The sequence below is a fragment of the Paenirhizobium daejeonense genome (genome assembly GCF_014280875.1).
GTDB classification, from domain to species: domain Bacteria; phylum Pseudomonadota; class Alphaproteobacteria; order Rhizobiales; family Rhizobiaceae; genus Allorhizobium; species Allorhizobium daejeonense.
Window position 1 is genome coordinate 130,289 of record NZ_JACLAL010000001.1, and the last position, 17,516, is coordinate 147,804.

Consider the following 17,516-nt stretch of genomic DNA (forward strand, 5'->3'; position numbering starts at 1 on the left):
AACGGCGTCAGCCCTTCGGCGTATCCGGAGCCGCTTCGGGTGCGGTTGTCTTCGATGCTGCAAGATAGCTGTCGAAGATCTGCTCCATGCTTTTCTGGTAGTTCTTCTGCACTTCCAGCCCGCTATCGAACATGACGTTGATCATGTCGTTGAGGTTGGCTCCCGCCTGGGACGCTGCCGCCTGCGGCTGCTCTTCCTGCGGTTTGGCGGCTGAAGCCTGCGTCTTGGCTGCGGGCGTTTCGGTCTGCATACCCGCTATCATCTCCTGAAACGCCTTGGCGAAAGGATTGTCGAAGAACGGATTGGTGGTGGCCGGCGCCGGCTGCGGTTTCGGTGCGCCGCCGCCCATCATCTCCTGAAAGGCGCGGGTGAACGGATTGTCGAAAAAATTCGGCTGGGGCTTGGGCTGCGCCTTCGGCTGAAAGCCGGTGCTCTCAAGCCATTGCTGCATCATCGCGCCCATCGGCGTTCCGGCAAAGACGTTGCTTTCCGGAAACTGCCCGGTGGTCTGCTTGAACAGGCCGCCCATGATGGTATCGGCCATTGCCGGCATCATCTTTTTCAGGATGTCTTGACCAATGCCGGTGAACTGCGCCGCCTGCGCTGCGATAGCCCGGGACACTTCCTTGGAGCCGAACAGCTTTTCCAGCACCTGATTGCCGTCATTGATGCCCTGCGGCGTAAACGCCTTGCTCATGTCCTCGAAGTATTTGCCGTAATTGCCCGAAGCCATGGCGCCGAGGAGGGCGGAGAAATCGTAAGGGTTGGTGACGTTGCGCTTGAAACCGGAGGAGAATGCCGGCATGAGGGCCGCGACGGCCTTTGCCGCCTGTTCCTGGGCAAGATTGAATTGCTTGGCCATGGCGTCCATAGCCATGCCGTTCTGCGCCTGCAACATCATCTCGAAAAGCGGCAACATCGTCGTCATTCCCCCCGTGCTTGCAACGCATTGAAGCCACTATAGCGGGAAAATGACAGGCGAAAACCGATTTCTACGACAGGGTGAAGACGGCGACAGCTATTTTCGCTGTGAACACCTTCGGTTACGGGCGCTGATAGTGCCGCCATCATGCGATGGCGCCGAACGCGTCAGTACTGGAACTCTTCGAAGACGTGGTCGATCTCACCGTTCCAACGGCCATGATAGAGCGCCAGAAGATCCTCGGCGAGCGTCGTCTTCTTGGCCAGAACCTCTTCGAGGGAGGCGAGGAAGATGCTCTCATCCTGACCTTCGCCGTTGAGGCGGGCACGTGCCTTCAGACCGCGGCTTGAAAGGTCGATCACATCGCGAGCGACGTCGAAAAGGCTGCGTCCGGCGATTGCTGCCTTGAGGCCCTGAACCGGCACGGCATCGCGAAGCGCATTGGCATCCGCAAAGGTCCATTGACGCGTCAGTTCGTCTGCCGCCTCGAGTGCATCGTCGTTGTACAGCAGGCCTACCCAGAAGGCGGGAAGAGCGCAGATACGGCGCCACGGGCCGCCATCGGCGCCACGCATTTCAAGAAAACGCTTCAGCCGCACGTCGGGGAAGAGCGTCGAGAGATGATTGGTCCAATCGCCGAGTGTTGGTTGCCAGTCCTTGAGCTCGCTCTTCAGTGCACCGGCCATGAACTGGCGGAAGGTGATGTGGGTGCAGTCGTGATAGCGACCATCGCGCACCACGAAATACATCGGCACGTCGAGCGCCCATTCCACATAGTCACCGAAGCCGAAATCGTCGGAGAGCGAGAAAGGCAGAATGCCCGAGCGCGCATTGTCGGTATCGCGCCAGATCTCGCCGCGCCAAGATTGCAGGCCGTTCGGCTTGCCTTCGGTAAAGGGCGAGGAGGCAAACAGCGCCGTCGCCAGCGGCTGCAGCTTCATGCCGACGCGCATCTTGCGGCGCATGTCGGCTTCCGAGGAAAAGTCGAGGTTCACCTGGATCGTGCAGGTGCGATACATCATGTCGAGGCCGTGGCTGCCGACCTTCGGCATGTAGCGGGTCATGATGTCATAGCGCGACTTGGGCATGCGCGGTGTTTCGGCAAGGGTCCACTTCGGGCTGCCGCCGATGCCGAGGAAGCGGATGCCCATCGGCTCGGCGATCTCGCGCAACGTAGCAAGGTGACCGTTCGATTCAGCACAGGTCTGATGGATCGTCTCGAGCGGCGCACCGGACAGTTCGAACTGGCCGCCGGGCTCGATGGAGATCGCGCCCATGCCGGTGGGTTCGCCAAGCCCGATGATGTTCTCACCGTCCATGATCGGATCCCAGCCGAGTTTTTCCTGCATGCCCTTCAGCAGGGCGGAAATGCTGGCATCACCGAAATAGGGAACGGGGGAGTTGTCGGCCCGGAAGAAGACGAATTTCTCGTGTTCCGTTCCGATCCGGAACGCTTCCTCCGGCTTGCTGCCGGAAGCAAGATATTCGGCCATTTCCTCAACGGAGGTGAGGGGAGTATGGTCGGTGGTATCACGAGCCATTGAGTACACCTTATCGGGTCTTGCCGGTGTGCGCACCGGTCCATTGGGCAAGGTGATTGGACTGGATTTCGGGACGGCGCAAGAAAAAATCTTTCAACGGCCGGTCAAAAAAATCCATCCGCGGCATGGAAATCCATCACGTTTGCGTTTCGTCATCTTATTGCCAGTCGCCAATGGCGGCCTGCACGACGGCGAGTGCCGCGACCGCTGCCGTATCGGCCCGAAGGATACGGGGACCAAGCGGAATGGCGGTGACGAAAGACAGACTGCGCAGCAGCCCCCGCTCCTCGTCCGAAAAGCCGCCTTCCGGGCCTACCAGCACGGCCAGATGCTTCTCCTCGATCGAGGAAAGCCGCGGTAGCGGGTTTTGCGTCGCGCTGTCTTCGTCGCAATAGATGATCCGGCGCTCGGCCGGCCAGCGTTCAAGCAGATCTTTCAGCCGCTGCGGGCCAAGCACCTGTGGAATGGCAAGAATTCCGCATTGTTCGGCCGCCTCGACCGCATTGGCCTGCAGCCGCTCTATGCTGGTGATCTTGCCCTGCACATGCTGGGTCATCACCGGCTGAAGCACCCCGGCTCCCATCTCGACTGCCTTCTGGATCAGGTAGTCCATTCGCCCGACCTTGAGGGGAGCGAACAGGAAACTGAGGTCGCAGTCTGCGGGTTGTGGGCGGGTCTGCTCAACGGGAAGAAGAACGATCTTCTTACGCGTAGGGAAGGTAAGCTTCGCCTTCCACTCACCGTCTCGACCGTTGAACACGAGGATCTCGGTGTCCTCGCTGAGCCGGAGGACATTGGCGAGGTAGTTGAACTGGTCGGATGTCGTCTCGAACCCCTTGCCAGGTCTGATATCGTTCTCGACGTGCAGTCGTTGCATCCGGTAATTCGCGCGCATTTCTCGTTCCAGGGTTAAAGGAAGAGGTGGAACATAACCCAGAAGATCAGCGCTGCAAGTAGCGCGGAGGCCGGAACCGTAATACTCCATGCGGCGATGATGCTGAGAAAATGCGAACGGCGCACCAGACGGCGTCGGCGGGTTTCGACGGGATCGTGCTCGCGCGTATCCTCGATTTCCCAGTGGTCGGCCTTCATCTTCATGTATTCGATGCGCCGTCGTGAGTGGCGTGTATACCATTCGCGGAAGAATCCGACGCCGAATACGGCGCCGACGGCGATATGGGTCGAGCTCACCGGAAAGCCGAACCAGGAAGCGAGAATGACGGTGGTCGCGGCCGATAGCGACACGCAGTAGGCCCGCATCGGATTGAGCTTGGTAATCTGCTCGCCGACGAGGCGGATGAGACGCGGGCCGTATAGAAGAAGACCCATCGAAATGCCGAAGGCGCCGATGGCCGTTACCCAGATGGGAGGGATGGCCGCCGCGGCGATTTCCTGTACCCGAGTTGCATGCACCACCGCCACGACCGGTCCGATTGCGTTTGCCACGTCATTGGCTCCATGCGCGAAGGAAAGCAACGCGGCCGAGAGAACGAGCGGCAGTCGAAAGAGTTTGCGCAGTGACTGGTTGCGGTTTTCGAGACCTCTCGATTGCCGCCTTATCAGCGGAATGCTGCCGATCCAGGCCAGAAGTCCGCAGCCGGGACCCAGAAGCATCGCCTGCGTGCTGTCGACGCGAAACACTTGCCCGATGCCCTTGATGGTGAGATAGGTGGCGAAAGCGCCTGTCATCACGCCGATCAGGACGGGCACCCAGCGTCGGGCGGCTGCGATCTTGTCTCTGCGATAGGTTATGAACTCCTCGATGAAATAGAGGATCAGCGCGGCGATCGCACCGCCCAGCAGGGGTGACAACATCCAGCTTGCGGTAATGCCGACCAGCGCGCTCCAGCTTACAGCGGAGAAACCGCCCGCCGCCACGCCTGCGCCCATCACTGCGCCGACGATCGAGTGTGTGGTTGAAATCGGAGCCTTTGCCCAGGTTGCGATATTGATCCACAGGGCGGCGGCCAGAAGAGCTGACATCATTGCAAACGAGAAGGCCTGCGGCACCTCGATCCGGTCAGGCACAAGAATGCCTTCTGAGATCGTTGAAATGACGTTTCCGCCGGCAATCATTGCGCCGGCGATTTCGAAGGTCGCGGCAAGCGCCAAAGCGCCAGTGATTGAAATGGCCCGCGCCCCTACCGCTGCGCCGACATTGTTGGTTACATCATTCGCGCCGATGTTCATGGCCATGTAGGCGCCCATCGCCGATGCCGCGATCAAAAGAGTTGCACCGGGCTGGCCGGTTAAATAGATGCCCGAAAAAATCGTGACGATGACGAGGAAGAGAAGCCCTATGCCGAGGGGAATGATGCGCCGGGAAACCTGCTGCGCAGCCTGCTCGACGTAAGTGACCTTGTCGAGGTCCTTATCGAGTGTCGGCTTGACGAGCGTCGGCGGAGGCTTAGCCATCGGTCGGTTTGGTTCCTCTATGTCCCGGGCCCGTTTGCGCGCGTCCGTCGGGCTTGGTTATCAGCCAGTCCCGCGCTTCGCGCCGTGCCCTTTATTGTTCCCCGGGGAAGGTTATTCTTCGGGGCTTCGACGCACCCTTATTGCCGTTTGCTATTAGCAAAGACGGGATAATTCAATATGATGTTTTTGTGACAGGCGCGTTATTCGCCGGCTTCCGGGATTGCTTGGGGCTGGATGCCGGAAAACCTCTGGGCGAACTTGTGAAACAGTACCTTGAGTTCAGGTTCCTGTACGCGAGCGGCCGCCTCTTCGCAGTTCACCCATTCGCTACGGCGCATCCCCTTTTCGGGAAAGTCCTTCAGCTCGTTCTTGACCTCGAGCGTGTGCACCTGCACGCGGCAATGGATCTTAAGGCCGCCATCCATCCCCTTGAGATAGTCGTAATGACCTATCGGCTTCTCCGCGACCTTGCCCTTCACGCCAGCTTCTTCATAAGCCTCGCGTTCCGCAACCGCATAGCCTTTCTTGCCGGACATGGGCCAACCCTTGGGAATGACCCATCGTCCGGTATCGCGACTGGTCAGCAGCAGTACCTCAGGTTCCGTCTGGTTCTTGCGCACACGGTAGCAAATGGCTGCATATTGCTGTCTTGGCGGACGACGCAGCATGAGTTGGACCTCATTGGCGATACGACTGACTATGGTCAATTAAAGAGGCACCTCGATTCCTTATTCATCTTCGGATTTTGTCGGTTCCGAAAATGTCACCTTTTTGACAATCTGGAGAATCGTTACGACAAAACCGCTTCTATTAGGTGGGGGTGTTGAACCCTTCGTCAAGCGATAGCTCAGTCGCGGCCTGGCTAAAGCTGGTCAAATCAGTCGCGATCAACTGCTTTCGTATCTTTTTGCTCGCCTGACCAGTGTGCAAGCCCTTCGATCACCCCGTCAGCGGTACTTGCCCGTGCCCGGAAAATAGCGGTCTCGCGTTCCTTTGCGAGGCTTGTCAGTTCCGCCAGCCCGTTGGCCGGGATGATGCCTCGAACGCCTTCCATCAGGAACATGCTGCGATCATTGCCGGTGTCGCCTGCCACGATCACCTCGTCTGGAGCCACATCTATCCGCTCGCAGAGCCACGCCAATGCCGACCCCTTGTCGGCATTGGCGGGCAGAATGTCGAGGTCGCGATTGCTCGAATAGACGATGCGTACAGAAAGCCCTTCATCGCTTAGCTTCCCCAGCAGGTTTTCGAGTTCCTGCGGGCTGGCATCATGCAGGAACCAACTGGATTTGAAACGGTGCTGATAACGCTCCGGCTGACGCGTGATGCCACGTTCCGCGCCGACGAGTGCCTCGATCCGTTCGACGTCGTAACCCGTTTCGGCAAGCGTTCGGTCGAAGTCCTCTCCTATGTCGGGTAAAGAGCGGGAGGCGAGCATGGTGCCGACGCCCCCGATCATTGCGTCCGCCCGGGGCAGTTCCTCCTGCTCCGTGAAGGCAACGATGTCGTCGATGAGTCGACCGCTATTGTAGACAAGCAGCGGACGCTCCGACGGTTCTAAGCTTTGCCAGTAACGGCTGAACCGGCGAGAGCCCTCCCTGTCGCCGGCGAGCGTTCCGTCCAAGTCTGCGGAGAACAGTCGAAAAGGCATCTCAGTCGCCATCATTCCAGGGCTCGGCCCAGTCGGCCTCGTCGAGTGCCTGCGCGACGGGGCGTCCTTCCACCAGAGCCACCAGTTGTTGCGCGATGCCGGTCCAGGTGAAGAGGCTGCGGGCCTTGTGCGCACCCATGCGCGAAAGTCGACCATAGAGCCGTGGATGCTTGAACGGCTTCATCATGGTAATGCCGAGATCTTCCCGGTCGAATGGATCGGCAAACAGTGCATGTCGACCGTAACTGACCGCCCGGAAAAGCCCGCCATGGATGGTGACGACGGTCGGCGTGCCGCTCGCCATCGCCTCGACGGCGGTCATGCCGAAGGGTTCGTAGCGGCTCGACAGTACAAAAAGATCGGCGGCCCTGTAGTAATCGGGTAACTCCTCATCCGGAATGAAGCTCGAGAATTCCACCCGCTCCGAAAGTCCCAGTTCAGCAACCTGATCCTTGAGCTTTTGCAGGATGGCCGTTTCCTGCGCATCCATGTTCTCTCCACCGAGCGCTAGCCGAAGCCGCGCCTCCGGCACACGCTCCGCCAATACTGAGAAGCCATCTATCAGAAGATCATAACCCTTGTTGGTCGCAAGCCGTCCGAGCGCCAGCACGGTCTTGCCGGTGAAGCCGAGCCGATTGCGGATCATCTGACGGGAGGACTCGGAAACGGGGTAGAAGCGGTTGTCGTCATATCCCGGCGGGATCATGTGCACCCGGTTGCGGTTCAGCCCGTAATCCTCGATCAGCATGTCGAGTTGGATCGGCGTGGTTGCGATCACCAGCTGGCAGCTTCGGTAGACGATCAGTTCATGTTGGATGCGCTCCTTGAAGTTGAACTCCAGCTCGAACTTGTCGGCCCGTTCCGGATAGTCCGTCTCCATCTGCCGTTTCTTCCATAGGCCGAGCGAATGCGGCGTATGGACGTGGGGAATGTTCAGCGCTTCGGAAAGCCGCTGGCCCGCGACGCCGGCATCCCAGTAGTGGCTGTTGATGAAGAGATACGACAGGTTCTCCCGGCGGATAAAGCGCAGGGCCTTCTCGTTCCATTCGTTGAGGTGGCGGTGGAGATATTCCTTCGGAATGAAATCGCGCCCGCCGCAGGGGATGCGGATCACCCGGACGTCGTCGTCCACCGTATCGATTTCCGGCTGGTCCTCGAAGCGGCGGGTATAGATGTCGACCTTGTGACCGAGCTGCGCGAGCTTCTTGGCAAGCTCCAGCACATAGACAACTTGACCGCCGGTATCGGCGGCGCCAAGCGGCGGATGGGCGGCTACGTAGCCATGGGTGGAGACCAGCGCAATGCGCGGCGTCTCGTGAACGTCCAGCACCATATCAAACCCCTATTGAGCAATTACGTTTCGCAAGAACGGAAAACGAACGCTCAAAACGGGGCAATGTTCCCTCGAATGAGAAAAAAACTCCGCCGTCTGCCTCTTCATCCATTCTTTCTATGGCCAAAGAGACAGGCGGAAGAAGGACTTAGTGCCCTTCGGAGTGGCTTTTGCGGATGCGCCGGACCACCCACCAGACGCCGAGAACGGCGATCGGCACCGACACACCGGTGATGACCGCTGGATCGACCGGCAGCAGGTCGTGGCTGACAGCCTTCGATGCGTAGCCTACGAGGCCGACGATGTAATAGGAGATCGCCGCCACAGACAGACCTTCGACGGTCTGTTGCAGGCGCAATTGCATTTCGGCGCGGCGGTTCATTGTGTTCAGAAGGTCGGAGTTCTGGCGCTCCAGTTCCACGTCGATCCAGCTTCTGACGAGGCCGGTCGCTCGCGACAGCTTGCGCGAAAGGTTGGCCTGCCGCTCCTCGACCGACTGACAGGTGCGCATCGCAGGGGCAAGTCGGCGCTCCAGGAAGGAGCCGAGCGTTTCGTAACCGGGCACAGGCGCCTCGTCGAGTGTCTTGATGCGCTCGCCGACAATTCCGTCATAGGCGCGGCTTGCGCCGAAGCGATAGAGGCTGAGCGCCGCATTGGCCTCGAGTTCGGCGGCAAGCCGGGTGATTTCGGCCAGAATGCCGTCGGCCTCTGCGCGCGCATGCATCTTCATCTGCTGCGTGACGCCGGTCAGGCCATCCTCGATCCGCCGGATTTCGGGTGAAAGCGTCTGCGCCAGCGGTAGGCCGAGCATGGCGAGCGTGCGGTAGGTCTCGATGTCGAGCAGGCGTTGTACCAGCGCGCCGCGTCCGGCTTCCGTCAGGCTGCGGTCGATGAGCAGGATGCGTGTCAGCCCATCGCCATCCTGCCGGAAGTCGGTCAGCACCGAGGCCTGCCCGTTCTTCAGGTGGCTATAACAGAGGCTCGCGGGGTCGAACATGGTCATGGCCTCGTCCGTCTCCGGACCTTCCGGCCGGATCTCCAGCCGAATACCGGACATCAGCGGGCCGGGCGGTGAAAAGCCGTCGCCAAACGGGTGGGAAATCACCTCGCCGCCGAATTTCTCCGGCAGCGGCCCGTCCCAGAACCAGGTCGAAAACTCGGTGTGCCGCTCCCAGCGTAGCGTTCCCTGTCCCCATGGCATGGCATGGTGGCGGGCGTTCTTGTCCGGCGGCGCAACGCCGCGGGCGCGCGAGACTTCCGTCAGAACGCTATGATGCACCGCCGAGCCGCCATCCATGGTGAAGGCGAGTTGGAAGATGACACGAGAGGATTTGACCAGAGCATAAGGCCGTGCGTGAATTTCCCCGAGCGCCAGCGCCCGTTCCGGCGCGACCGGAAATGCGAAGTTCCCCTTTGACATCAATTGCCTCCATGCGCCGACAGTCCTGATCTCCTTAGCAAATGTCAGATAGGGATGTCAGCGGTCTGTTTGCCGCACCGCAGCAGAATGACGCGGGAATGCGTCATTGCCACACTCCGGGCAACACTTGGGCCAACACCCGTCAAGCGCATGGACGGCCCACGGCGAAAGTGGACAAATAATTTGACCAATTCGCTTTCCGCTTGCTAGATAGCGCATCTGAGGAGGACGTGGGTTGAGCGAGAGGGACGAGGGGCTTTTTGCCCAGATCAGCCATAGCCGGACAGCGGCTGAAGTGGTTCAGCAGATCGAGAGCCTGATCCTCGACGGGGTCTTGCGCGATGGCGACCGGCTGCCGGGAGAGCGCGACATGGCGCAGGCCTTCGACGTTTCCCGGCCGATTCTGCGCGAGGCGCTGAAGGAACTGGAAGCGCGTGGCCTCGTCGTCAGTCATCACGGGGGCGGCACCTATATCGCCGATATCATCGGCCAGGTGTTCTCGAAGCCGATCACCGAACTGATCTCCCGGCACGCAAGGGCGACACGCGACTATCTCGAATATCGCCGCGAACTCGAAGGACTGACGGCGGAACTTGCCGCGCGCCGCGCCACCGATACCGACCGGGCGCTTCTGTCGCGCATCGTAGATGACATGAAGCGGGCACATGAAAGTGGCAGTGCGGAAGATGAGCTTGCCGCCGATGTGGAGTTTCACAATGCCATCGGCGAAGCCGCGCACAACATTATCCTTCTGCACACCATGCGGGCATGCTACCGCCTGCTTTCCGAGGGCATCTTCTACAATCGCAAAGCGGTCTTCGCGCTGTCCAATGCCCGCGAACGCCTGCTCGAACAACACCTTGCGATTCATGATGCCATCGTCGGCGGTCAGGCGGACGAAGCCAAGAAGGCAGCCCAGTCGCACATAGATTTCGTCATGCAGGCTGTCGATGAGTCCGTCCGCGCCGACGAGTGGGGGCGTGTCGCGAAGCTTCGCCTGATCCGCCGCGATGGCAATTCATCCCAGGGACGCGGGTCCCGAAACAACAATCAACTCAAGACAAACGACAAGCCGGAGGCTTCATCATGATCCCGGAAAACCAGTCGACGCGACCGCGTGTCGGCCTCTTTGCCACCTGTCTGGTCGATCTCTTCCGCCCGAGCGTCGGATTTTCCGCCGCGAAGCTGATCGAGGATGCGGGCTGCGAGGTGCATGTGCCGATGGCGCAGACCTGTTGCGGTCAGCCGGCTTATAATTCCGGCGACCGCAAGGATGCGCGGGATCTGGCGATCCAGGTGATCGAACTGTTCGAAGGCTACGACTATGTCGTCGTACCCTCCGGCTCCTGCGGCGCCATGCTGAAGCATCACTATCCCGAGATCTTCAAGGGCGATGCGAAATGGGAAGAGCGCTGTCGGCGCTTCTCGGACAAGGTGTTCGAACTCGTTTCATTCCTGACCGACATCAGAGGCGTGGCCGGCGTCGAAGCCTGTCTTTCCGGCAGCGTCACCTATCACGACAGCTGTTCGGGCCTGCGTGAACTCGGCGTGCAGAAGCAGCCGCGCAAGCTCCTGGCGTCCGTCGAGGGGCTGGAGCTGAAGGAAATGGCCGGCAGCGATGTCTGCTGCGGTTTCGGCGGCACTTTCTGCGTCAAATATTCCGATATCTCCGGCACTATCGTCGGCAAGAAAACCGCGACCATCGAGGCGACGGGTGCAGACATGCTGCTCGCCGGCGATATGGGATGTCTGATGAACATGGCCGGCAAGCTGAAGCGCGAGGGCTCGAAGGTGGAGGTTCGCCACGTCGCGGAGGTGCTGGCAGGCATGACGGATACGGCGCCGATCGCCGGCACAGGGAAGTAAGGGGAGGGAGAGCCCATGCAGTTTACTGCGCCGCAGTTCAAGGAAAATTCCGCCCGCGCGCTTCACGATCCGCAGCTCCAGAAGGCGCTGAAGAATGTCGAGCAGGGCTTCATCGCCAAGCGCGCCGCAGCCGTTGCGGCGCTTCCGGAGTTCGATCAACTGCGCGACCACGCCCGCGAGATCAAGAACCACACGCTCGCCCATCTCGATCTTTATCTCGAAGCCTATGAGCGCAAGGTGATCGCGGCCGGCGGGCATGTGCACTGGGCGGAAAGCGCCGAGGATGCGCGCCGCATCGTCATGGACATCTGTCGCAGGGTGAAGGCGAAGACCGTCACCAAGGGCAAGTCGATGATTACCGAGGAAATCAACCTCAACGAATATCTCGAGGCGCACGGTGTCCAGCCGGTCGAGACCGATCTCGGCGAATACATCATCCAGCTGCGTGGCGAACATCCGAGCCACATCATCGCGCCGGCCGTTCACCTGAACAAGGAGCAGGTGGAGGAGGATTTTCGTCGCGTCCACACCCATCTCGATGCGAGACGCGATCTGACCGCGCCGGAAACACTGCTGGCGGAAGCCCGCGAAGTGCTGCGCAAGCGCTACTTTCAGGCCGATGTCGGCATTACCGGCGCGAATTTCCTGGTCGCCGAAACCGGCTCGTCGGTCATCGTCACCAATGAGGGCAATGGCGATCTTACCCAGACGCTGGGCAAGGTGCATGTGGTCGTCGCGTCCATCGAAAAGATCGTGCCGACGCTGGAGGACTGTTCGCAGATCCTCCGCCTGCTTGCCCGTTCCGCCACCGGTCAGGACATGTCGGTCTACACCACCTTCTCTACAGGTCCGAAGCGGGCGGAAGATCCCGATGGTCCCGAAGAATATCACGTCGTGCTGCTCGACAATGGCCGCACCTCGATGCTCGGCACAGATTTCGAGGAGATGCTGCGCTGCATACGCTGCGGCGCCTGCATGAACCACTGTCCAGTCTATCACGCTGTCGGCGGCCACGCCTATGGCTCGGTCTATCCCGGTCCGATGGGCGCGGTGCTGACGCCGTCGCTCTTCGGGATCGACAAATCGGGCCATCTGCCGAATGCATCGACCTTTTGCGGGCGCTGCGAAAGCGTCTGCCCCATGCGCATTCCGCTGCCGAAGATGATGCGTCATTGGCGCGAGCGCGAATTCGAGCGCCATCTTGCGCCGGCCGCAAGCCGCTATGGCCTCTCGGTGTGGGCCTTCTTCGCGAGAAGGCCGAAGCTTTACCGGATGGCGACCTCGCTTGGGGCAAGCGTTCTTTCCGCGCTCGGCGGCAGCAGGCACCGTATCGCAGCGCTGCCGCTGGCTGGCGGCTGGACGAAATACCGCGACCTTCCAGCGCCGGAAGGCGGCACATTCATGCAGCAATGGGCGGCGCGGCAGGCGGGCAAACGGGGAGCATGACCATGAACAGCAAGGAAGCCATCCTCCACAAGATCCGCTCCTCGCTGAAGGTGCCGTCGAACGATACCGTTCGCGAGGCAAGCGTTGCCGCGCGTCTCGCGGACCACCCGACCGGCGTCATCCCGGCGCGCGGCCAGTTGCCGCCGGAAGAGCGCCTCGCTCTCTTCGTGTCCATGGCGGAAAAGTACAGCGCGACGACGGAAAGGATCGAGACGCTCGATGCCCTGCCGGCGGCGGTCAGCGACTATCTCAAGCGCCGCAACCTGCCGGCCACGATCCGCATCGGTGCCGATCCCCGGCTTGCCGCAGCGCCGTGGTCGAGTGAAGCGACGCTCGAAATCCGGCACGGCGCTTCGGACGGGCATGATCTCGCCACCGTCAGCCACGCCTTTGGAGCTTTCGCCGAAACCGGCACGCTGGCGCTTCTGTCCGGCCCGGACAACCCGGTGACGCTGACCTTCCTGCCTGAGCACCATATCGTCGTGCTGCGCGCCGACGAGATTTCCGGCGATATGGAAAGCGTATGGGCGCGGTTCCGCTCCGTTCGCGGCGGCGACATGTCCCGCACGGTGAATTTCGTCACGGGACCCTCGCGCTCGGCCGATATCGAGCAGACCTTGCTGCTCGGGGCTCATGGTCCCCGCGCGCTGCACATCGTCATCGTCGGGCGGGCCGCCGTGAACTGAAAGGGCTTTATTGCTCCCAATAGGGCACGGGGCCGTAGAGTTCGGCGAGATAGTCGATGAACAGGCGCACCTTGGCCGGCAGGAACTGCCGGCTGGGGTAGACGGCGGATAGCGTAACATTGTGCGAGCCCTCATAGGCTGGCAGCACCTGCACGAGCCGGCCGGTCTTCAGCTCCTCGCCGATGTCCCAGGTGGAGCGTAATGCGATGCCGAGGCCGGCGATCACTGCCTCGCGGATGACTTCGCTGGAATTGGTGATCAGCATGCCTTCCGGCCGGATGTTGAGCGTGCCCTTCGGTCCCTCCAGTCGCCAGACGTCGTGGTTGTGGGCGGGCAGGCAGCGGTGCCGTTTCAGGTCGTCGATGTTCCGAGGCATGCCGTGCGCCGTGATGTAATCCGGCGAGGCGCAGAGCAGACGTCGGACGGGGGCGAGCCGCTTCGCCACCAGTGTCGAGTCGGTCAGTTCCGCTATGCGGATCGCCAGATCGAAACCGCCGCCGACGATGTCAGTGAATTCGTCGGACAGTACCAACTGGATGGCGAGATCCGGATGTGCATCCATGAAGGCCTTGAGATGCGGTGCGATATGCATGCGGCCGAAGGAGGTGGGTGCGGAAATCTTGAGTGTGCCCGAGACCTCCGAGGCGCGTCCGGAGGCATAGGTTTCCGCCTCCTCAATGCCGGCAAGGACGGCAAGGATGCGCTGGTGAAAGCCTTGTCCCGCCTCCGTCAACGAGATCTGCCGGGTTGTACGCTGCAGGAGCCGCGTTCCCAGCCGGTCCTCCAGCCGCTTGATGCGCTTCGACACAACGGCAGGTGACAGCCCCAGATCGCGCGCCGCCATCGACATGCTGCCTGTCGCGATAACCCTGGCGAAGACTTCGAGGTCGCCGAGATTCGTCATGAGTATTCCATATTGTTTCCAATTTTGTCATAAGTGTATAGCATTTGCACGACCTTGGTTGAAGTGGTAAAGAAACAATACCAGTTGATGAGGCGGCTGGGCGGATGTATCGCTGAAACGTCCGCGCTTGGGGGGAGACATGACCGAGGCGATTGCGTTTTTGCAGCCGAATGCCGCCATTCTCGCGCGGCGCAAGGAGATCGTTGCCGATCTCGCCGAACTCGTGCCTGCCGAGCGGCTGGTGCATGAGCCGGTCGAACTCGTTCCCTTCGAAACCGATGGCTTCCTCGCCTATCGCCGCCGGCCTCTTGCAGTGGTGTTGCCCGAGACGACGGCGCAGGTCGCATCCGTGATGAAATACTGTCATCGCTATGGCATTCCGATCGTGCCGCGTGGTGCCGGCACCTCTCTTTCGGGTGGCGCCATTCCGCAGGAGGATGCGGTTGTTCTGGGCCTTTCAGCCATGACACGAATTCTCGAGGTCGATTACGCCAATCGATGCGCCACCGTTCAGGCGGGTGTCACCAACCTCTCCATTTCCGATGCCGTCAGTGCCGATGGCTTCTTCTATGCGCCCGATCCCAGCTCCCAGCTCGCCTGCACGATCGGCGGCAACATCGCCATGAACTCGGGTGGTGCACACTGTCTGAAATACGGCGTCACCACCAATAACCTGCTCGGCGTGAAGATGGTGCTGGTCGATGGTACGGTGATCGAGCTCGGCGGCAAGGCGCTGGATGCAGCGGGTTACGATCTGCTCGGTCTCGTCTGCGGCTCGGAAGGCCAGCTTGGCATCGTCACCGAGGCGACGGTGCGGCTGCTCGCCAAGCCGGAAGGCGCGCGGCCCGTCCTGTTCGGCTTCGACAGCGCGGAAGCCGCCGGTTCCTGTGTCGCCGATGTCATCGGCGCAGGCATCGTTCCGGTTGCCATCGAATTCATGGACAAGCCTGCGATCGGCATCTGCGAGGCCTTTGCCAAGGCCGGTTATCCGCTCGATGTCGAAGCGCTGCTGATCGTCGAGGTGGAAGGTTCCGAAGCGGAGATGGACGCCATGCTGGCCGATATCTGCGATATCGCCCGCAAGCACGGCGTGAAGACTGTGCGTGAGTGCCAGTCGGCAACTGAGGCGGCTCTGATCTGGAAGGGTCGAAAATCGGCTTTCGGAGCGACTGGCCGCATCGCCGACTATATCTGCATGGATGGCACGGTGCCGCTCAGCCAGCTTGCCGATGTGCTGCGGAAAACCTCCGAGATCACCGATCGCTACGGTCTTCGCGTCGCCAATGTCTTCCATGCCGGCGACGGCAACATGCATCCGCTGATCCTCTACAATATCAACGATCCCGAAGATGCAGCCCGCGCCGAGGCTGCAGGCATGGAAATCCTCAAGCTCTGCGTCGATGCTGGCGGCTGTCTCACCGGAGAGCATGGCGTGGGCATCGAGAAGCGCGACCTCATGCGCCACCAGTATGCCGAGGCCGATCTCGCCCAGCAGATGGCCGCACGCGCCGCCTTCGACCCGACCTGGATCCTCAACCCTTCCAAGGTCTTTCCGCTGGAGGGCCGGGGGTGACGGATTTGTTTGTTGCACCTGTAAGTGCTTTCCCTCACCCGATTGTCCGCTTCTTCTGCCTGATCCATCCGGCAGAAGGTAAGTGCGCGGGACATCCCGGAGGCATTCCATGCTGATCCCGCAGTCGGAAATCGAGGCTTCGGCGATGATCCGCGCCCATGCCGAAAAGGCCGTGCCGCTCGCCATATCGGGCGGCGGAACGCGCGCCGGTCTAGGCAACGCCGTTTTGGGTGCTGCCGAGCTGCGATCGACCGGGCTTACCGGTATCGTTACTTACAATCCGGCGGAAATGGTCCTGACCGCGCGAGCCGGAACGCCGCTTGCCTATATCGAATCGGCGATATCCGTTCATGGCCAGTCACTGGCCTTCGAACCCGCCGATCATCGGGGCATGATGGGAACCATGGGCCAGCCGACGATTGGCGGGGTCTTCGCCACCAATACTTCCGGTCCCCGCCGGTTCACTGCCGGCGCCGCGCGCGACCATCTGCTCGGAGTCCGCTTCGTCAATGGTCACGGGGAAGTCATCAAGGCCGGCGGCCGGGTGATGAAGAACGTCACCGGTCTCGATCTGGTCAAGCTGATGGCCGGATCCCATGGCACGCTCGGCCTGCTGACGGAGGTGACCTTCAAGGTGTTGCCGCAGCCCAAGACGGCCGTGACGATCGTGGTGTCAGGTCTCGAAGATGCCGAGGCGGCAAAGGCGATGGCGGAAGCCATGGCGCTGTCGGTCGAGGTGTCGGGGGCCGCTCACCTGCCGGAAACCGTCCGTAGTCGCTTCATCGGCGGGGCGCTGAAGGATGGCCCGGCCACCGTCCTCAGGCTGGAAGGTATCGAAGCCTCCGTTGCCGTCCGGGCCGACAAGCTCGCGATGGCGCTCACATCGCACGGTCCCGTATCGCGGCTCGATCCGGAACAGACGGCCTGGCTCTGGCGCGAAATTCGTGATGTCCATCCTTATGCCGATGGCACGGAGCGGCCGCTCTGGCGTGTGTCTGTCGCCCCCTCGGAAGGCTGGAAGCTCGTTGCCGCACTTCGGTTGGAAGCCGGCATCGATGCATTCTACGACTGGCAGGGCGGTCTTGTGTGGATGCGCATGGAAGCCGATCCCGAGGCGGATCTGTTGCGGCGTTACGTGAAGGCCGCTGGCGGCGGTCATGCTACGCTGATGAGAGCCCGCCCCTCGGCCCGTGCCGGTGTGTCCGCCTTCGAGCCGCTATCACCTGCGGTTGCCTTGCTTTCGGAGCGGGTCCGGGAGAAATTCGACCCGCGCGGCATATTCAACCCCGGCCGCATGGTCAAAGGAGATATGAAATGACGGATCCGATCTCGCCACTTCCCGGCTCTGAGCGCCCGGACGGCTGGCTGGAACCCGGCAAGCTCAATGTCCAGCTTGTCTATGCCCTTTATCTCCTCGGCTTCGTCATCGGCATCAGCACCATCATCGGCGTCATCTTCGCCTATCTCAACCGCGGCAAGGCAGGCGGCTGGGTCGACACGCACTACACCTGGGCCATTCGCACCTTCTGGATCGGTCTGCTCTACGGTGTGATTTCCATACTGCTGACCATCGCCGTGATCGGCGTTCTACTCGGCATCGCCACGGTCGTCTGGGTCGTCGTCCGCTGCATCATCGGCCTTCAGAAAGCTTCGGCCGGCCAGCCCATCGACAAGCCGTTGAGTTGGTGGATCTGACACTGGATACACAGGAACACGCGGGAGCAAGGCGAGGGAGCCGCCGCCCGCTGGGAGGCAGGAC

16 protein-coding genes are annotated in these 17,516 nt (G+C 61.2%); 7 read left to right on the forward strand and 9 right to left on the reverse strand.

The window, feature by feature from the left end; all coding sequences use genetic code 11:
* Positions 1-7 precede the first annotated feature (7 nt).
* The 8 genes from H4I99_RS00560 to H4I99_RS00595 all read right to left on the reverse strand — a co-directional run bounded on the left by H4I99_RS00560 (position 8) and on the right by H4I99_RS00595 (position 9,282).
* Positions 8-919 (reverse strand): DUF937 domain-containing protein, encoded by a 912-nt coding sequence (locus tag H4I99_RS00560; protein ID WP_163906104.1) that lies wholly within the window; start codon positions 917-919, stop codon positions 8-10.
* Positions 920-1,089: 170 nt separating this feature from the next.
* Entirely contained in the window at positions 1,090-2,463 is a 1,374-nt protein-coding gene (locus H4I99_RS00565) for a glutamate--cysteine ligase (protein ID WP_163903644.1), read from the reverse strand.
* A 157-nt stretch (positions 2,464-2,620) separates the two neighbouring features.
* A complete protein-coding gene (locus H4I99_RS00570; RefSeq protein ID WP_163903646.1) occupies positions 2,621-3,358 on the reverse strand; it encodes a 16S rRNA (uracil(1498)-N(3))-methyltransferase in 738 nt (245 codons plus the stop codon).
* 14 nt (positions 3,359-3,372) lie between these two features.
* Positions 3,373-4,878, reverse strand: coding sequence for an inorganic phosphate transporter (locus H4I99_RS00575; RefSeq protein WP_163903648.1), 1,506 nt, complete (start codon positions 4,876-4,878; stop codon positions 3,373-3,375).
* Positions 4,879-5,078: 200 nt separating this feature from the next.
* Positions 5,079-5,585 (reverse strand): NUDIX hydrolase, encoded by a 507-nt coding sequence (locus H4I99_RS00580; RefSeq protein ID WP_186663185.1) that lies wholly within the window; start codon positions 5,583-5,585, stop codon positions 5,079-5,081.
* Positions 5,586-5,755: 170 nt separating this feature from the next.
* A complete protein-coding gene (locus H4I99_RS00585; protein WP_163903650.1) occupies positions 5,756-6,544 on the reverse strand; it encodes an HAD-IIB family hydrolase in 789 nt (262 codons plus the stop codon).
* Complete coding sequence (locus tag H4I99_RS00590) at positions 6,531-7,862, reverse strand: glycosyltransferase family 4 protein (protein ID WP_163903652.1); 1,332 nt, start codon at positions 7,860-7,862, stop codon at positions 6,531-6,533. The genes H4I99_RS00585 and H4I99_RS00590 overlap by 14 nt, the downstream gene beginning before the upstream one ends.
* A 148-nt stretch (positions 7,863-8,010) precedes the next feature.
* Positions 8,011-9,282, reverse strand: coding sequence for a DUF3422 family protein (locus H4I99_RS00595; RefSeq protein WP_163903654.1), 1,272 nt, complete (start codon positions 9,280-9,282; stop codon positions 8,011-8,013).
* A 235-nt stretch (positions 9,283-9,517) separates the two neighbouring features.
* Here H4I99_RS00595 and H4I99_RS00600 point away from each other — a divergent pair, with 235 nt between their 5' ends.
* The 4 genes from H4I99_RS00600 to H4I99_RS00615 are packed head-to-tail and all read left to right on the forward strand — an operon-like array spanning position 9,518 to position 13,280.
* Positions 9,518-10,372 (forward strand): FadR/GntR family transcriptional regulator, encoded by an 855-nt coding sequence (locus H4I99_RS00600; protein ID WP_163903655.1) that lies wholly within the window; start codon positions 9,518-9,520, stop codon positions 10,370-10,372.
* On the forward strand, positions 10,369-11,148 hold the full coding sequence (locus H4I99_RS00605; RefSeq protein ID WP_186663186.1) for a (Fe-S)-binding protein: 780 nt from the start codon (positions 10,369-10,371) through the stop codon (positions 11,146-11,148). Before H4I99_RS00600 ends, H4I99_RS00605 begins: the two co-directional genes overlap by 4 nt.
* A 15-nt stretch (positions 11,149-11,163) precedes the next feature.
* On the forward strand, positions 11,164-12,594 hold the full coding sequence (locus tag H4I99_RS00610; protein ID WP_163903657.1) for a LutB/LldF family L-lactate oxidation iron-sulfur protein: 1,431 nt from the start codon (positions 11,164-11,166) through the stop codon (positions 12,592-12,594).
* A 2-nt stretch (positions 12,595-12,596) separates the two neighbouring features.
* Entirely contained in the window at positions 12,597-13,280 is a 684-nt protein-coding gene (locus tag H4I99_RS00615) for a LutC/YkgG family protein (protein WP_163903659.1), read from the forward strand.
* Between the two features lie 7 nt (positions 13,281-13,287).
* On the opposite strand, the gene H4I99_RS00620 is transcribed toward H4I99_RS00615, so the two are convergent.
* The gene (locus H4I99_RS00620) at positions 13,288-14,184 is read right to left on the reverse strand and encodes a LysR family transcriptional regulator (protein WP_163903661.1); all 897 of its coding nucleotides are present in this window, start codon (positions 14,182-14,184) and stop codon (positions 13,288-13,290) included.
* Between the two features lie 139 nt (positions 14,185-14,323).
* Between H4I99_RS00620 and H4I99_RS00625 the strand changes: the two genes are divergently transcribed.
* The 3 genes from H4I99_RS00625 to H4I99_RS00635 all read left to right on the forward strand — a co-directional run bounded on the left by H4I99_RS00625 (position 14,324) and on the right by H4I99_RS00635 (position 17,452).
* On the forward strand, positions 14,324-15,757 hold the full coding sequence (locus H4I99_RS00625) for an FAD-linked oxidase C-terminal domain-containing protein (RefSeq protein ID WP_163903663.1): 1,434 nt from the start codon (positions 14,324-14,326) through the stop codon (positions 15,755-15,757).
* Positions 15,758-15,866: 109 nt separating this feature from the next.
* Positions 15,867-17,075 carry a glycolate oxidase subunit GlcE gene (gene glcE / locus H4I99_RS00630; protein ID WP_163903665.1) on the forward strand — a complete coding sequence of 403 codons (1,209 nt, stop codon included), beginning with the start codon at positions 15,867-15,869 and terminating at the stop codon, positions 17,073-17,075.
* Complete coding sequence (locus tag H4I99_RS00635; protein WP_163903667.1) at positions 17,072-17,452, forward strand: DUF4870 family protein; 381 nt, start codon at positions 17,072-17,074, stop codon at positions 17,450-17,452. Before glcE ends, H4I99_RS00635 begins: the two co-directional genes overlap by 4 nt.
* Positions 17,453-17,516 lie beyond the last annotated feature (64 nt).

What these genes read in the sequence shown, in the direction of transcription:
- H4I99_RS00575 (WP_163903648.1), bottom strand. Translation starts at nt 4,878, where the DNA reads ATGGCTAAGCCTCCGCCGACGCTCGTCAAGCCGACACTCGATAAGGAC.
- H4I99_RS00585 (WP_163903650.1), bottom strand. Translation starts at nt 6,544, where the DNA reads ATGATGGCGACTGAGATGCCTTTTCGACTGTTCTCCGCAGACTTGGAC.
- H4I99_RS00560 (WP_163906104.1), bottom strand. Translation starts at nt 919, where the DNA reads ATGTTGCCGCTTTTCGAGATGATGTTGCAGGCGCAGAACGGCATGGCT.
- H4I99_RS00605 (WP_186663186.1), top strand. Translation starts at nt 10,369, where the DNA reads ATGATCCCGGAAAACCAGTCGACGCGACCGCGTGTCGGCCTCTTTGCC.
- H4I99_RS00635 (WP_163903667.1), top strand. Translation starts at nt 17,072, where the DNA reads ATGACGGATCCGATCTCGCCACTTCCCGGCTCTGAGCGCCCGGACGGC.
- H4I99_RS00565 (WP_163903644.1), bottom strand. Translation starts at nt 2,463, where the DNA reads ATGGCTCGTGATACCACCGACCATACTCCCCTCACCTCCGTTGAGGAA.
- H4I99_RS00595 (WP_163903654.1), bottom strand. Translation starts at nt 9,282, where the DNA reads ATGTCAAAGGGGAACTTCGCATTTCCGGTCGCGCCGGAACGGGCGCTG.
- glcE (WP_163903665.1), top strand. Translation starts at nt 15,867, where the DNA reads ATGCTGATCCCGCAGTCGGAAATCGAGGCTTCGGCGATGATCCGCGCC.
- H4I99_RS00610 (WP_163903657.1), top strand. Translation starts at nt 11,164, where the DNA reads ATGCAGTTTACTGCGCCGCAGTTCAAGGAAAATTCCGCCCGCGCGCTT.
- H4I99_RS00570 (WP_163903646.1), bottom strand. Translation starts at nt 3,358, where the DNA reads ATGCGCGCGAATTACCGGATGCAACGACTGCACGTCGAGAACGATATC.
- H4I99_RS00590 (WP_163903652.1), bottom strand. Translation starts at nt 7,862, where the DNA reads ATGGTGCTGGACGTTCACGAGACGCCGCGCATTGCGCTGGTCTCCACC.
- H4I99_RS00615 (WP_163903659.1), top strand. Translation starts at nt 12,597, where the DNA reads ATGAACAGCAAGGAAGCCATCCTCCACAAGATCCGCTCCTCGCTGAAG.
- H4I99_RS00625 (WP_163903663.1), top strand. Translation starts at nt 14,324, where the DNA reads ATGACCGAGGCGATTGCGTTTTTGCAGCCGAATGCCGCCATTCTCGCG.
- H4I99_RS00620 (WP_163903661.1), bottom strand. Translation starts at nt 14,184, where the DNA reads ATGACGAATCTCGGCGACCTCGAAGTCTTCGCCAGGGTTATCGCGACA.